The organism is Microcoleus sp. S13_C5, from assembly GCF_036700845.1.
Taxonomy (GTDB): Bacteria; Cyanobacteriota; Cyanobacteriia; order Cyanobacteriales; family Microcoleaceae; genus Microcoleus.
Map to the genome: position 1 here is coordinate 1 of NZ_JAUBPR010000077.1, position 16,669 is coordinate 16,669.

10 protein-coding genes are annotated in these 16,669 nt (G+C 47.4%); 6 read left to right on the forward strand and 4 right to left on the reverse strand.

The window, feature by feature from the left end; translation table 11 throughout:
* Window positions 1-157: 157 nt before the first annotated feature.
* Window positions 158-5,677, reverse strand: a complete 5,520-nt coding sequence (locus QUA04_RS19280; protein ID WP_333259336.1) for a protein kinase domain-containing protein — start codon at window positions 5,675-5,677, stop codon at window positions 158-160.
* 166 nt (window positions 5,678-5,843) lie between these two features.
* Window positions 5,844-6,830 carry an AEC family transporter gene (locus QUA04_RS19285; protein ID WP_333259339.1) on the reverse strand — a complete coding sequence of 329 codons (987 nt, stop codon included), beginning with the start codon at window positions 6,828-6,830 and terminating at the stop codon, window positions 5,844-5,846.
* Window positions 6,831-7,190: 360 nt separating this feature from the next.
* Between QUA04_RS19285 and QUA04_RS19290 the strand changes: the two genes are divergently transcribed.
* Complete coding sequence (locus QUA04_RS19290; RefSeq protein ID WP_333259401.1) at window positions 7,191-9,722, forward strand: VWA domain-containing protein; 2,532 nt, start codon at window positions 7,191-7,193, stop codon at window positions 9,720-9,722.
* Window positions 9,723-10,062: 340 nt separating this feature from the next.
* Here the strand turns inward: QUA04_RS19290 and QUA04_RS19295 are convergent, their stop codons facing one another.
* On the reverse strand, window positions 10,063-11,058 hold the full coding sequence (locus tag QUA04_RS19295) for a hypothetical protein (RefSeq protein WP_333259342.1): 996 nt from the start codon (window positions 11,056-11,058) through the stop codon (window positions 10,063-10,065).
* A gap of 169 nt (window positions 11,059-11,227) precedes the next feature.
* Window positions 11,228-12,211: an AraC family transcriptional regulator gene (locus QUA04_RS19300; protein ID WP_333259344.1), complete on the reverse strand. Its 984-nt coding sequence runs from the start codon at window positions 12,209-12,211 to the stop codon at window positions 11,228-11,230.
* Window positions 12,212-12,685: 474 nt separating this feature from the next.
* Here QUA04_RS19300 and QUA04_RS19305 point away from each other — a divergent pair, with 474 nt between their 5' ends.
* The 5 genes from QUA04_RS19305 to QUA04_RS19325 all read left to right on the forward strand — a co-directional run bounded on the left by QUA04_RS19305 (window position 12,686) and on the right by QUA04_RS19325 (window position 16,521).
* Window positions 12,686-13,462: an SDR family oxidoreductase gene (locus tag QUA04_RS19305; protein ID WP_333259347.1), complete on the forward strand. Its 777-nt coding sequence runs from the start codon at window positions 12,686-12,688 to the stop codon at window positions 13,460-13,462.
* A gap of 47 nt (window positions 13,463-13,509) precedes the next feature.
* Window positions 13,510-13,644: a hypothetical protein gene (locus tag QUA04_RS19310; RefSeq protein ID WP_333259350.1), complete on the forward strand. Its 135-nt coding sequence runs from the start codon at window positions 13,510-13,512 to the stop codon at window positions 13,642-13,644.
* Window positions 13,645-13,683: 39 nt separating this feature from the next.
* On the forward strand, window positions 13,684-14,736 hold the full coding sequence (locus tag QUA04_RS19315; RefSeq protein ID WP_333259353.1) for an NAD(P)-dependent alcohol dehydrogenase: 1,053 nt from the start codon (window positions 13,684-13,686) through the stop codon (window positions 14,734-14,736).
* A gap of 74 nt (window positions 14,737-14,810) precedes the next feature.
* On the forward strand, window positions 14,811-15,455 hold the full coding sequence (locus QUA04_RS19320; RefSeq protein ID WP_333259356.1) for a TMEM175 family protein: 645 nt from the start codon (window positions 14,811-14,813) through the stop codon (window positions 15,453-15,455).
* A 58-nt stretch (window positions 15,456-15,513) separates the two neighbouring features.
* A complete protein-coding gene (locus QUA04_RS19325; RefSeq protein ID WP_333259358.1) occupies window positions 15,514-16,521 on the forward strand; it encodes an aldo/keto reductase in 1,008 nt (335 codons plus the stop codon).
* Window positions 16,522-16,669: the final 148 nt, after the last annotated feature.

The window sequence follows — 16,669 nt, forward strand, 5'->3', positions numbered from 1 at the left end:
CTTTGATAATTTTCGAGAACGGGTATTAGCTTGCTTCTCTAATTAGATAAAAATATCACCGTAAGTTCTGGAGAACCCAAATCATTAGGTCATCTGTCATTCCCAATTCTTTAATCTAAAATCTAAAATCTAAAATGATGAAGAATGTCTTCTACTTTTATTCGCTAATAGGTAACACTATCTCAAATTCACTCCCTCCCCCCAAAGTAGAATTCACATTAATTGTTCCGCCGTGGGTTTCGACTACAATCTGGCGGGCGATCGCCAATCCTAACCCGGTGCCTTTTCCTACTGCCTTCGTTGTGAACAAATGGTCAAAAATCCGCTGTTTTACTGCTTCTGTCATGCCCGCACCGTTATCGGCAATATGAATTTTGATGTGTCGATCGCCCGACAGACTGGTACGAACAGTGATACAGTGTGGATTTGCTTTAAGATCCTCGAAACTGCGTCCTTGGTTTGATTCTTCTAGGGCATCGATCGCGTTAGCAAGCAGGTTCATAAAGACTTGGTTCAGTTGACCGGGAAAGCATTCGATTGGGGGGAGATTGCCGTAGTCTGTGACGACTTCGATCGCGGGATGGTGTTCGTTGGCTTTGAGCCGGTGTTTCAAAATTAAGATGGTGCTGTCAATGCCCTCATGGATATTAAAGGGAACTTTGTAGTCTTTATCGGCCCTGGAGAAGGTGCGGAGGCTGGTGCTAATACCGCGAATGCGATCGCATCCCACTTTCATCGACAACAGCATCTTTGGCAAATCTTCTAAGGCATACTCTAAATCAATATCCTCAGCATCTTCTTCAATTTCATCGCCGGGATCGGGCAGTTTTTCTTGATATAATTTTAAGTGACCAATCACATCTTTGAGCGTAGTGGTTGCTTCCTCAATATTGCCGTTAATAAAGCCGACAGGATTATTGATTTCGTGGGCTATCCCTGTGACGAGATTGCCCAAGGCGGACATTTTTTCGCTTTGTACAATCTGTAACTGTGCTTGCTGCAAATCAAGGAGCGATCGCTCTAATTCTTGTGCATAAGCTTGAGATTGTTGGTACAATCGAGCATTTTCTATAGAGATAGCCGCTTGGGCGCACAAAAGTTGGATGACTTCAGTGCGATTGCTGGTAAATACACCACTTGTCAACCGATTTTCTAGATACAGAATTCCTACCAACTTTCGCTGACTCATAATTGGCAAACACAAGATACTCTTGGGTTGTTGTCGGTTCAAGTATTCTCCAATTACAGGTATATCTGTTTTTAAATCATCAATTACCACCTGTTTTCGAGTATTTTTCACATACTGAATCAGTTTGACTGGTTGGTTGGGATGGTTATCTAGTAAATCCGAGCAAAGTTCGGTGATTTCGGGTGTGGCGATCGCTCGCACCTGCCATTTTTCCTCGCAATTTGGCAGAATCAAAACACAGCGATCGCCCCCGGAATTTTGCAGGATAATTTGAGTCAGTTGGTGCAGCAGTTGGTCTAGTTGAATCGTACGGGAAAGCATCTGAGAAGCTTTAATAATCGCGGTGAAATCGATCGCATCATTGATGCTACTGGGCGAAAAAGTGGTTTTTGTAGTGGTTTTAATGGCAATATTGGAGTTAGTAAGCGAGGCTAAAGTTTCCAGGAAAGTGAAATCTTCTGCGGGCTGCAAAATAGGATGCAGCAAATCGGAATAGCGTTTTTCGAGGTCGTCTATTTTGGCTTTCGCACCCCATTTGGCATAGCAGTAATAAGCTTCCTGCATATAACCAGCGGCAACTTTTTCTTTACCCCAGTTGAGATAGAACGTAGCTGCTAGTTCGTTGGCAAGTGCTTCTTCTTGCATATAACCATTTTCTTTAGCTCCGTTCAGGGCGCGATCGTAGAAATCCGCTGCTTCATAATTTCTTAACAGCACGCGATACCGCTCTGCCTCTACAAGATCGTGTTTGTGCAAATAGTTCATAGGGGCGTAGTTCGCCCAATTTTTTATTTTCTTTTGATTGGCAGCAACTTCTGTTAGGTACTGCTGTTGTTTCTCTGGTGAAACATCGTTGTAATTTCGGAGACGTGCCAGCGAGTCGTATGTATGAAATAACGGGAGTATAATTGAGCCAGAGCCACCATCCAGATACGGTATTGTTTGGATGGCACAATCTACAGCAGCCTGTGAATCGTCGGCGAACAAATAGACAAGGATAAGTTTGTGGAGATAGTAATAAATTAGCCCCAAGCGGTTATTTTGCTTGTGGTGCTGAGGCAGCACGCTCCTTTCATCATAAACGGCTCCAGCGAGCATCAAAGGATCGGTTGATTTTCCTTGCCAGTTTAAAACGGCTTGATGAGTTATATTATGAATTTGCAAGATGCTATCTTGATGTTGTTTTCGCATAAATTCGGCAAACCCATCCATTTGAGTTTCCAGATGGGAAAGTTCGACTGCACCGCTAAAGAACGCTAATTGACCGTATCGTTCAACCGCATAGGCTGCGTGTTCTAGATCCCCAGTATTCACTCCACTGGTGTAAGCTTTTAGCATTAAATTAAAAGTTGATTGGATGGCAGTTTTCCAGGGTAGGGTAAAGTAGGTAGCGACAAATGTTGAGGCGGAGCGAAATGCTTCTGCTTCAATCCTATCCAACAAAGCGAGGGCTAATTTTCCTGCCTCATACCCTATTTCAATATCATCCCGCAAACAACAAAGAATGAGGCCTAAGCCTGCATAGGCGTGGGTATGAGCCGGAGCATTTCCATAGCGCAGCGCCAATTTCACCTGCTGAAAAAGCAGAATTGGCAATAGGTTGAATTGCGCCATGTGAGCAACCGGACACAGGCTAGCGAGAATGCGGGTGGCAGCGAGAATTGCGCGATCGCTCGTTTCAGGAAGATCAATCAACTCAGAAATACTTCTGCCTTCGAGCGCTGTTTCCATTTCGTTAAATGCCTGTTCTATGTCAGAGGGTGTGGCGTTTTTAGGGAGCGAAATTTCGAGGAAATTGAGAATTTTTAGCCCCAAGTCGATCGCCTCTTGCAACTGATTTTGGGCTTTTAAGGCTTGCAGTTTGACTTCATAAGCTGCTAACCGATCCTCAAGGGTGCGAGCATGGCTCAGAATATCGGCAATAGAGTTGTTCATTACCTCAAAGCTGCCAGAAAGATAAGCCGCTTCTGCCGAACAGTTTCTCAGAGCTAGCATTAAATCGTAATTTGCCTGCCAAGCATCCTCCCCCAAGAGGGAGATACCTATCGAGGCGTATTCTCTGGCTGCTGCGAAGGCAGTGGTTTCGCGAGCTTTTGTGGCAGCAATGCGGTTGAGCTTGGCGATCGTCAGGATTTCCTCTGAAGAATCAACGATTTCAAGGCATTGGTTGAACTGGTTAACAATTTGGAAAATGTCACTTTCTCGGTTCTCAGATGAAGCTTCTAGCAACAGTCTGGCAATCCTCAAGTGGCTAGCTTGTTTTTGGTTGTCCGCAATCAGGGAATAAGCGGCTTGTTGGACGCGATCGTGCAGAAAACGATACCCAACATTTTCGATGTTGTCAGTATTCGTATTATCTACATCCTCATGGTTCAAATAAAATTTATACACTTCACTTTGCGGCCGAATTAATCCTTCTTGCAAAGCTTTCCACAAAGCATCTGCCGCCTCGACTTGGGATTTTTCTGAAACAATTGCTAAGGTATTAATATCAAAAGAGTTGCCAATACAAGCCGCAACTTTCAAAATTTCTTGAGTTGGGGCAGGCAATTTCTGCAACTGCTGCGCCATAAATTGTACTACATCCGATGTGAGAGATAGCACATTGATTTGAGCAATATCGCACTCCCAATAGCCCCGATAGGGATTAAATACAATCAGCCCATCTTCGTGTAAAGCCTTGAGGAACTGAGTGGTAAAAAAAGGATTGCCTTGGGTTTTACGATCGATTAATTCGGTCAGCTTTTTTGTCGCAAGATGGTTACACTGCAACGTATCTGCGACTAACTGATTTGTATCGGAGAATGCTAGAGGAGCGAGGGTAATTGTATTGACAGTTTTTCCAGTTTTTTTCAGTTCCGCTAATGCTAACATGAAGGGATGAACCGGTGAAACTTCATTATCTCGATAAGCTCCCAATACCAGCAAATAACTATTGTTTTCCATCAGCAGTTTTATCAACTGTAATGAAGCTAAATCAGACCACTGCCAGTCATCGAGAAACATCACTAACGGATGCGAGCTGGTTGCAAACAGAGCAATAAATTTTTGGAACAATAAGTTAAAGCGATTCTGGGCTGCAGTTCCCGATAGTTCGGGTGCCGGAGGTTGCTTGCCGATAATAATTTCTAGTTCGGGGATTACCTCAATCAAAACTTGACCGTTGCCGCCGATCGCTTCTAAAATCCTGGTGCGCCATAGAGCTAATTGCCTGTCGGATTCTGAGAACAATTGTCCCATCAAATCCCGCAATGCTTGTACGAAGGCACTGAAGGGAATGTTGCGATTAAATTGGTCGAATTTGCCTTTGATGAAATAGCCTTTTTGACGGGTAATTGGCTTGTGAACTTCGTTGATGACGGCGGTTTTGCCTAGGCCGGAAAATCCTGCTACTAGCATCATTTCGCCCTCAATGATTCCCCCCGAACTTTGCGGAACCAGTCCGTTGCCCCGATCCTCCGCGTTGCAGGAACTGGCGTGGGATTGAGGAGGTTTGGCCACGCGATTCTCCGGTGGATTCGCTACGCGCTCGAAGCTTTCTAAAAGTCTTTTAACTTCTGTCTCTCTACCGTAGAGTTTTTCGGGGATGATGAAGCGATCGCACACATCCTTCTGGGCGATCGTAAAACTCTCTATCCTACCGTTTTCTTCGAGTTGCTCCAAACAAAATTCTAAATCGGATTTCAGTCCCGACGCACTCTGATAGCGGTCTTCGGCATTCTTTGCCATTAATTTGCTGACAATCTCTGAGAGTACCGGCGGGATTTCGGGATTGATTTCACGTACAGATGGCGGTTGCTTGGCAATATGACAGTGTACCAATTCCATCGCATCGTTGGATTGAAACGGCAATTTTCCCGCCAGCAATTCGTAAAAACTCACCCCCAAAGAGTAAAAGTCAGTGCGATAGTCAATGCCGCGATTCATCCTTCCCGTTTGTTCGGGAGACAAATAGCCGAGTGTCCCTTCTAGCACGTTAGGATTCATCAGGGTTTGAGTTTCCCTTGGCAGCAAAGATGCTATGCTAAAGTCAATAAGTTTAACTTGTTTTGTTTGGGAATTAATTAAAATATTGGCTGGTTTAATGTCTTTGTGAATTATCCGGTGGCGATAGAGTATATCTAATGTATTGCTCAGGTCGATCGCCACTTGCAAAAAGTCGCTCAGAGACGGCCGAGTTTCCCCTTTTTCCGTCCATTCTTTCAGAGAAATTCCCCCAAAGTCTTCCATTACCAACGCATAGCTGTTTTGGTAGGCTTCCAAACTGTAGGTTTCGATGATCCCGGGCAAGTTGAGGTTTTTGGCGATCGTGTACTGATTGCGAAATTGCACCAGTTCCCTGAAGCTGGGATACTCGTTCCGCAAGACTTTGATGGCGACTGGCTGTTTGTCGTCAATACGGAAAGCTCGATAAACTAGGGTGCGAGTTCCTGAGTAAAGGGGAGCGAGAGTTTGATAACCTGTCAATGTAAAATTTCTACTTGGCATACTCTTGTTATTCACGTTATCTGTGGCTTATTTCTCTAGCAGAAGCCCCTACGGTTTACAAGCCCCCTGAGTTTTATTTTTAATCAATATAACATGGATCGCTTAATGTTTGTGATGGGGATCGCTGAAGTAAGGAACGTTTTAAACTGAGCAATTATTATTTTTATTAAAAATTAAATAGCCTCATCCATAGGGGAATAGTGAATAATAAACTAACGCAGCCGAGGCCGATCGCAGTTACGGCTAATTCGCGATCGAGATTGAAAGCTTCTGCCAATAACGTAGTACCAAAAGCAGGAGGCATCGCCATTTGCAGCACCAGCACAAGTCGCGGCGCGCCCGCGATCCCCAAAAACGTTAATCCCGTGCCAATTACCAAGGGAATTAACAACATTTTAATCACGAGACAAGCCACAACTTGTTTGAGGTTGTGCAAGGAATTCAACTTGCTCAACTGCATCCCGATCGTAATTAAAGCTAAAGTAATTACAGTCCAAGCACCTGTTGTTAACAATTCTGCGATTTGTGCCGACAGCGGCAAGCTGCGCGAGACAAATCCTAAACCAAAAGCCCACAGTGCCGGATTCAGAAAAATTGCCCGCACCGGACCTAACCAACTCTGAGGGCGATCGCTTTTACCGCAGTGAGAAGCAATAGCAACTCCCAGTATATTGATTCCCATGGTAGTGCCTAGCAAGTCGTAAAACAACGCCCAGGCAAAGTGTTCCGAGCCTAATAAGGACAAGGTGACGGGAATGCCTAAAAAACCCGTATTACCCACCATCGTTGCTAATAAGAAGCTGCCTTGAGTTGGCAAACTCCAAGCGCTGGTTTGTTCCCGGCTATTTTGGGCGATCGGATTAAGAGTCTGGAAACGTTCCTCGCCGACACCGAAAATTATCAAAATCCCACCGAGTCCTCCACCTGCTAGAATTGCCGCCCAAGCTATCAGTGGCGCCATCCAAATAGCGCCCGACAAATTGGCGCTACGGATGAAACCAACAATGCTCAATGGCGTGCCAAAGAAGAAAAGAAACTTGGCTAAATATGTAGAATAGCTTCTCGGTAGCTGGCGGCCGATAAAAAATCCCAACGTCACCCATCCGAACACATTTAGATAAAGTTTGAGCAGCGGATTTTCTAAATCAAGCATGATTGACTAAATATTTACTAAACGACTTACGCAGATCCATTACTTTTGCCAAAAAAGCCCACCTTTAGCCCAATACGGTTCAGTTAAAAATATTTATTCCTAGGAGATCCCCCTAAATCCCCCTTAAGAAGGGGGACTTTGAATAAGTTCTTGTCCCCCCCTTTTTAAGGGGGGCTAGGGGGGATCGAGCTTAACCGAATTGTATTGACCTTTAGCCTACCGCCGCAGTTTTCCATTGCACCGCAGCGCTAAATATTAATGCTTATTCAGCTTCGCAGATAATTTTCCACACAGGCCTTGACATCCACAGAAGCCCGTGCCAAGATTGAGTTGAGGAAAAAATCAACATAGGTGAAAACTATGGCACGGCAAGCGAAACAATCATCTCAAGCCAAAAGTTCCAGCAGCCAAGCAGCCTCCAATACTCGCACCAAGTTTACCCTCTACAATTTTGCCGGAAACGCCAAGGCATTCTATCTAGTCGATCGCATTAATTTAGAAAGAAAGCCCGGTGATATCCCAGAAAAATCCGTCGCTCACAGCATCATCATCATCGACCGTTCCGGCTCAATGTATTATGACTTAAAACCGCTGAAAGAAACCATGATCAAGCTTTTGACCTTAGACGAATACAACAATTACCAGCTAATTGTCAGCCTGATTTCCTATGCTGGCAATGGGGACGTAATTTGTCATTTCCAGCGAATTCCCATTCAAGAAGTGCTGAAGCTTGACTCTCCATACATCAAAGAAATTCAAAAAATTCACACGGCTGGCTCTACCTGCATATCGCAGTCGATGCAACTCGCTAAGTCTCTGGTTAAAGCGGGAGAAATGACAGCGATCAATTTGCACACAGACGGCTATGCAAATGACCCCAGTGCCAATTCGGAAGCTGCAAAACTAGGGGAAATTTGCGAAGAACTCAAAGACATGGATGTGTTTGCTAACACTATCTCCTATGCCTCTGCTGACTTCAAACTTCTCTCCAAAATCGCCAATACATTATCGGGGAATTGCATCCGCGCTGGCGAAGTCAAAATGGTTTATGATGCTCTTTACGACAGCACAAAACTGTTAGGCAGTTCCGTTGCACCTGCGCTGGAAGAACCGTTAATTAAGGAATATGATTATCAAGTTTTTGTTTCCAAAAGTGGCAAAAAAATCAACGGTTCATCGAGCACGCTGAAAATCTGCGGGCTGAAAGCAGAGGATCGGGGACTGTTTTACAAATATCAGAAAGTCGCCAAAGATGAGTATGACAAACTAGATGTTCCCGTTGCTCAAAATGATGAGTCGGTGTTTGCTTTTGCGAAAGCTAACCTCGCTGACGGCAATTTAAATACGGCTAAGTATGCGCTGGCGAGCACCTTCGACGCTACTTTGACGGAAAAACACGCGAAAGCTTTGACAAATGCCCAAATAGCAGAGTTTACGGAAGATTTGGAACAGGCTGTTTTTGCGCCTGAGGTGTTGAAAAATCATGAAATTGGCGATCGGGTAAAAGTCAGCGAGAAAATTTCCCTGCTGGAGTTAATCAAGATATTGGAGGAAAACAGCAACAGCATCATCATCAACTGGAAACACTTGCAAGAAAATTATCAGCGAAAAGGTTTGAAGCGAATTGAGGGAAAGCGAGACGAAAATGGCAACTTTGTCAAGCCTTGGCTGAAAACTGAATTCTTAGATGGTGGCGAATACGTGCAAATGGGTTCCTTTGCCATCAATCAAAATACCGCTACCATCAATATGCTGATTACCCGAAAAGCTAAGCTGGTAAAAGTTGAGGATGAAACTTTTATCGCCGAAGTGGCGGGAATTCTAGTTACAGACCTCAATACTTTCAACAATTATACCATTGTCAGCGACGGCGAAGTTAATATTAAGTCGCTGCGAACCAAAATCAGCAGCAAACCAGTGTTTGATTTGCTCAAAAAATGCGGTGTCCTTGAAAAAGACGGTTCGCCCGTGCAAGAATTTGACTTCCGTTCCGAGTACGATATAAAGTTAGAGACTTTGCCCCTCGTGCCTTTTGACGGGCGTTACGGCAGCCTTGACGGAGTGTTTGAGGAACTCGCAGAAATCAAAATTCTCTCTAGCATTCTCTCGGCTCATTTGAAGGAGGAATCCGAGGCTTACACTGCGGAACAATTGGAAGAATTGAAACAGCATTATCTGTCAAAAAACCTTTACATCAATTTTCCGACGACGACGGAATACACAGATTTAAAAAGTGCGATCGCCAACGGTTCAGTAGATTCGCGAGTCAGCTACAAAATCGACATCGGCAGCAAAAACATTCTCAACTTCGGCAAATTGCACTCGGCGAACAAATTTCTCGATCGCCTTTATGAAGCTTACCACAAAAACACGGGCGAAAAGCTAGCAAAACCGACATTTGACATCACGTTAGATGAGCCTGTTGTCTTCGCACACAAAACGCTGTCATCCCGAACAAAAATTACCAAAGTTGACGACTTGATGAAACTGATTTTCGATGAGTTTTTGGGGTTGGAGGATAACGGAATTGTTAGCGCTACTTTAGCCAAAGTGGGTGCAGATAGTTTGCTGCGGCTTTTGCAAGCGAAATGGCAGGAAGAAGATGTCAAGCGAGACGAATTTGTCGCTGCTTTAGCTAATGCGAATGAGCGACTCGAAGCTTATGCTGAAAAAGTGTACCGCGAAAAAGTTTCACCGCTGGTTTTCTATATCGGTTCTACCGGACTTATCCCGGATGAAATGGAAGCCAAAGCGGCGACTGCTGAGGAAATTAATTCTAAATACGGCAACTTGCAATTTTCTAAAGATGAGCAAGAGGGGATGTTTTTTGAAGTCGGCGACTGCATTATTAGCGTGTATGCTAAGAATGAGTATTTCACGGTAGGGAAGTAGGAATTAGGGTGGGCAAATAATGCCCACCTTGCTCAAATATGGCGGATTGAAATGAACCGCAAAGGCGCAGCGGTGGCGACTAGGAAATAGGTAGATGGGACAAGTGTTAGGTTGCCAAGACGAAAGGAGCGATCGCCCTACCATTCAACATCCTTAAGCCAATCCTCCAACTATTTAATAAAAGCGCGTCGTGTAGCGTTTTTACCCCCTTTTTAAGGGCAGGAGGCGATCGCCACAAACACAGCGATCACACTCTGTGTCTACCTCCTTATCTCCCGCTTTTGCTGGCTGGGAACCGGGATGTGTGGCCCAATGTAAGCACCGACTGCAACGATTACTTTTATGGATTAGTCTCGACCGAAGTACACCTCCCTGCCAAAATGCTCAAAAACACTAACCCTCCCTCCTCAGCTTTTTCGCATTCTTGAATTAAGTCATTATTTTGAGATAACTGACATAATTTGAGTAAATCATGCGTGGCTGTAATAAGATAAAAAATACAACAAGAAATCATTAGATTTAGGTAAAATTCAACTTCTTCTTCTTCTTCTTCTTCGTGATTGATTTGAAAATTACTCTTATGTTCCATACTTATAGCAAAAGCACCAGAATGTACATAGTTTGACATTAGCTTATTAAAAAAATTATCGAATCTGTTTTCCATCATCTTCTTATCTTCATCCGAAAAAGGCTCATTAATTTCATATGTTGCTAGACGCTCCAATAATATAGTTTTGTCATTTTTAAAACAACCTTTCCATTTCGTCGTAAGTATGTACATGAAATTATTACTAAATTCTATATTTTTTTTAGATCCCTCTTTTTCTGTATCTTCAATTGATTGAACCAGCGGGCCGTAAATATGTTTACTATTTGTTGTACTTAAAAATTTATAGTAACTGTGATTTCTTATCTTTTTTTTGCTCTCTACTAAGTCAGTTTGCAGATCCGGGTAGTTATTGCCATTCCTAATTGCCTCAATCATGTAGCGACGTTCAATTAATAAGTAAACTTCAAAAAGCAAGTATCTAAAATCGCGTTCTTCATCTTTGATATTTTCAATAGTTAAATAATAAAATGGTCTATAAGATTCAACTAAGACTCTTGTTAAACTTCCAATTGAAGCCAAACTAAAATATTCGGTTTCTGAAACAGGTAAGAGTTGAGAGATAGCCTCACTAATTAGTATTGTTCTGCGATATAGAGTCACTCTAAGCCGATCAATTTCGCTTGGGCTTGTACCTAAATTTTTCTGATTATTCAACAATAATTCACTTAAAGTAGTAGCTAATACAATAGATTCTTTAAGCTTATTCGATAACAAATGATAGTCCATAATATTTTTGTATCTTAACTGGCAGAGAGTGAATACTTAATTAAATTATAGCGCAGCGACTTTACTAACGAGACTAGGACACAGAGAAAGGAGGAGAACGGTGCGCTACACAGAGCTGTCTCCACAATGTTTTAGCGATTTCTGGCCTGATTAGGGCATCTTGAGGATGTCAAGTTGAACTCGCAATCTCCCTAGCAGCTTCTCGCAACCGCTCCACATCGCGCATCGGTGGTATACCAAAGAGCCGCTTGTACTCTCGGTTGAAGTGCGAGGAATCGTCATAACCCACACGGTAGGCTGCACTGGTAGCGTCAAGGTTTTGCCCCAGCATCAGACGGCGAGCTTCCTGCAGTCGCAGTTGCTTCTGGAACTGCAAAGGACTCATGGCAGTGACAGACTTGAAGTGATGGTGGAAGCTCGATACACTCATTCCCAGCTCTCGTGCGATGCTTTCAATCCGAAGCGGCTGGTTAAAGTCTTTACGAAGTCGATCGACTGCTCTAGCAATTTGGTGGGTAGAGCCACCCAGAACAGCAATATGACGCAGCCGACCACCTTGCTCTCCCATCAGAAGTCTGTAAATAATTTCCCGCTTAATCAGCGGTGCCAGAACATTAGCTTCCGCAGGGCAATCTAGAAGCCTGACGAGCCGCACCACAGCGTCCAAAAGATTTGCATCCAACAAACTTACGTCGATCGCTTTTACATTGGCATCCCTTTGCGGTGAGGGATCGCCCGCCTCAACCATGACTGAGCCAACTAGGGTAGGGTCGAGATCGAGACGAAGGCCAAGGTACGGTTTTTCCTGGGTTGCTTCTAAAATTTGGCTGGCAATCGGCAGTTCGACCGTCCCCAGCAGATAGTGCATCGGATCGTACTGATAGCGATCGCAGCCCAGAAGGACTTCTTTGCTGCCTTGAGCGATCGCACAAAAGGCAGGGATAGAGACACTATGAACGCATTCCGAAGGTGAGGAGGAGCGGTAGAAGTGCAATCCTTTGAGCGGCTCAATCGTCCCATCATGACGGATCGCCTGTGCAATCCGCTCGGTCAGTTCGTCTCTGTGGGCTTGCGCTCTGTCTGCCTCACGCTTTGCCTGCGGGTTGTTCATTAAATCCATATCGGACTTTTCACTCGTTTTGGCAGCGTTCATTTCTAAGTTTGCAGGATTGTACAACAATCTTAGACGATCGTTCTATTGCTTGGCCTTGAGGATTCTTAGAATGAGGCTAAAGCAATGAAAAATGGTTCCGGCTTCTTGTAAGCATTCTGGACTTTTATTCAGGAGAAAACTCAGTTTTGATTGGGCAAGAAACCTGGTGAGCGACAACCAAAATGCCATTAAAGCTAACCTTGCTTCTTAAAAAATCCCTCCCTATTGATAGAGAAGCCATAAGTGCTCAATTTCTACGATTGGGACAGCCACCGAAATGGCATCAAGTGAAGGAATTAAGAAATGGACATTAAACGAAGTGGCTCACAGCCGAACGCCAAAGCAGCGGCTGAGTATTTTACCGGCACTGTCGGCTTTGACCCCCTGTTCGAGGCGCACGATCGAGCACGCACACGTGGTCCGAGTGTCACGTTTAAAGACTTCCCTCATGGGCAACACGCAAAAGAGTAAAAAATGACAACGAACGAGAATCGAAGCTACATAGGAAAGGTTGCGTTTGTGACCGGAGGAGCGAGCGGCATCGGTCGAGCTACGGCGCTGGCGTTTGCCCGTGAAGGTGCCAGCGTGGCGGTCGCTGACATCTCAGAACAGGGCAATCAAGAAACGGCACGCACGATCGAAGAACTCGGCGGTCGGGCGATCGCCGTCAGGTGCGATGTGACGCGAACCGAGGACGTGAAGGCGGCGCTGGACAAGACCGTTGAGGGTTTCGGGCGGCTGGACTTCGCCTTCAACAATGCGGGCATCGAGCCGAGGAAGGCAGCTCCGACCGCGGAGTACGACGAGGAGGAGTGGAACCAGATTATCGACATCAACCTCCGCGGCGTTTTCCTGTGCATGAAGCACGAGATCCCGCTGATCCTCAAGCAGGGAGGCGGCGCGATCGTCAACACGTCCTCGGGCGCAGGAATCATCGGCATCAAGGGCAGCCCCGCGTACACCGCCGCGAAACATGGCGCGATCGGACTGACCAAGGCAGCGGCCCTCGACTACGCCGCCCAGAACATCCGCGTCAATGCCGTCTGTCCCGGCTACATCGACACCCCGATGATGGGTCGCTTCACCGGCGACACAGACGAAGGGCGCGCCAAGGTGATTGCCGAGGAGCCGGTCGGACGGATGGGCAAGCCCGAGGAGATCGCGGAGGCTGTCCTCTGGCTGTGCTCGGACGCGGCTGCCTTCATGATCGGCCACGCCATGGTCATCGACGGCGGCCAAACAGTGCAGTGATGTTCGTGGCCAACCCGATCGAACCCTAAACGCACGACAACAAAACATTGTCGCGATCGTCACCTTCACCGCCAACGGCGATGACTCATATCGCCACTCAGGAGGTACTCGACGGCAAACCCATGGACTGGCTGGAAAAAGTCAGCGACGAACAATACCAGGACAGATTCAAGACCGAGTAGAAGTAAACCAGCTTATCTTCCAGATTGGAGCATCAATTTATGTACAACGCCAAAGCTTACTCCGCAGTCAGTGCGACCGCACCGCTCGCTTCCGACACGATCGCACGGCGCGATCTAACCGAACACGACGTTCAAATCGAAATCCTCTTCTGCGGCATCTGCCATTCCGATCTTCACATGGTACGAAACGAGTGGGGCGGCGGCACGGTCTACCCGATCGTTCCCGGTCATGAGATGGTGGGACGTATCACCCAGGTTGGCTCGGCAGTGACGAAGTACAAGCCTGGCGATCTGGCAGGAGTCGGCTGCATGGTTGACTCGGATGGAACCTGTCCCAATTGCAAAACAGGACTTGAACAGTTCTGCCCGAACCTGACCCTCACCTACAACTCCCCGGACAAGCACCTTGGAGGTGTCACCTATGGTGGTTACTCCGATAGCATCGTCGTCGATGAACGCTTCGTTCTGCGCGTTCCCACCAACCTCGATCTCCCTGGAGTCGCGCCACTCCTGTGCGCCGGAATCACAACCTACTCGCCCCTGCGCCACTGGGGTGTCACCAAGGGCAAGAAGGTCGGCGTTGTTGGTATCGGCGGGCTAGGCCACATGGGTGTGAAGTTCGCCCGTGCATTCGGAGCCCACGTCGTCGTTTTCACCACCTCGCCCAACAAAAAGGAAGACGCGCTGCGCCTCGGTGCCGACGAAGTGGTCGTCTCCCGCAATGCCGACGAGATGCAGCAGCACGCTGGCAGCTTCGATTTCATCCTCGACACCGTTTCCGCCAATCACGACATCAACGCCTATCTCAACCTGCTTCGCCTCGACGGCAACATCACCCTTGTCGGTGTGCCTGAGAAGCCCCTGGAGGTCGCGGCATTCAGCCTGATCATGGGCCGCCGCAGTCTCTCCGGCTCTAACATCGGCGGCATCGCGGAAACCCAGGAGATGCTCGACTTCTGCGGCGAACATAACATCACTGCCGATGTTGAAGTCATCCCCATCCAAAAAGTCAATGAAGCCTACGAAAGACTGCTCAAGTCCGATGTGAAATACCGCTTCTGTATCGATATGGCATCCCTTAAATCTGAATAACTGAAGCAGCCCCTAGAAGGAGCAACTATGCAGAAGCGCAAATTTGGCAATCGTTACTTGCAGAGGAGGTGAGTGTGGATACCAACCGTTTGGAGGCATTCAGCGACGGTGTGTTCGCGATCGCCATCACCCTGCTAGTGCTCGAAATCAAAGTGCCACCACCCAGCACAGCGCTCGGGGCAGAACTCCTCAATCTCTGGCCGTCTTACCTTGCCTACGTGGTGAGCTTCCTGGTGATCGGCGCAATCTGGATCAACCACCACGCCATGTTCAAACACATCGTCCGCGTGGACGGAATGCTGTTGCTGCTTAACGTCCTCCACCTGATGCTCATTGCATTCCTGCCGTTCCCAACCGCCGTGCTCGCCGAAGCGTTTCACCGCGGAACGGACGAGCCGGTTGCCGCTGCCTTCTACGGTGGCATCTTGACCGTCATCGGTATCTTCGTCAACGTCATGTGGCGGTACGCGGCTCACGAGTATCGGCTGATCGATACCCACCTCACAGCGAAAAAAGTACGGAAGATCCGACGTCTATTCCTTGTCGGACCGATCGTTTACGCGATCGCCACCGCGATCGCGCTGGTCTTACCCTGGCTGGCAGTGCTGATCTTCATCCTCCTCAACCTCTTCTATCTATGGCCTCGCTGGGGTCATAAGACCGCCCTGTCTCGCATCGATGACCCTACGGTGAGCTCCGATCTCCGCGAAAACGACTGACAACGACGAGATCGATCGACGGCGAACACTATCAATTCCACATTAACGGAGAAAAACAATGCAAACGCGCAAACTTGGCAACAGCAATCTGGAAGTCTCGGCGATCGGGCTCGGCTGCATGGGAATGAGCTTTTCCTATGGCCCGCCCAAAGACAAACAGGAGATGACTGCTCTTTTGGGGGCTGCGGTCGATCGCGGCATAACATTCTTTGACACTGCCGAAGTCTACGGCCCGTACTTAAACGAAGAGTTGGTGGGTGAAGCCCTCGCTCCCTTCCGCGATCGAGTGGTCATTGCCACCAAATTTGGGTTCGACATCAGTCCGAATTCCGATCCCCGTGGCATGAAGGGTTCACCCGGACTCAACAGCCGACCGGAGCATATCAAGGAAGCCGTGGAGGGTTCGCTCAAGCGGCTCAAAGTTGAGGCGATCGACCTACTCTATCAGCACCGGGTCGATCCGAACGTGCCAATTGAAGACGTGGCAGGAACGGTGAAGGAACTGATTCAGGAAGGTAAAGTGAAGCACTTCGGGCTCTCTGAAGCAGGTGTGCAAACGATTCGCCGCGCCCATGCCGCCCAGCCAGTCGCGGCACTCCAGAGCGAATACTCCCTGTGGTGGAGAAAGCCTGAAGCGGAAGTGATACCGACCCTTGAGGAACTTGGCATCGGACTTGTCCCGTACAGCCCGCTGGGCAAAGGCTTCCTCACCGGCAAGATCGACGAAAACACGACCTTTGACAGCTCCGACTTCCGCAGCACTCTGCCTCGCTTCACACCGGAGGCTCTCAAGGCGAATCAAGCCCTGATCGATCTGCTTGGCAGCATCGCAGAACAAAAGCAGGCAACGCCCGCTCAAATCGCGATCGCCTGGCTGCTGGCTCAAAAGCCGTGGATCGTCCCCATTCCAGGCACCACAAAGCTGCATCGTTTAGACGAAAACATCGGGGCAGTCTCCGTCGAACTCACGGCGGCGGATCTGCGTGACATCGATGATGCCGCCGCCAAAATCACAGTACAAGGGGCGAGATACCCCGAAAAGTTAGAGCAAATGACGGGTCGCTGAGTCCAGTTTTAGTCTCTGGGTCTGGCATAACCGCCCCTTAAACCAGACCCAGCTCATTATGACTGGTTGCGATCGGATGGCAGAGATCAACCCCGAACCATAACAGAGTTACTGACTGCTCATTGAAAATTATGGGTGGAAACCCCGT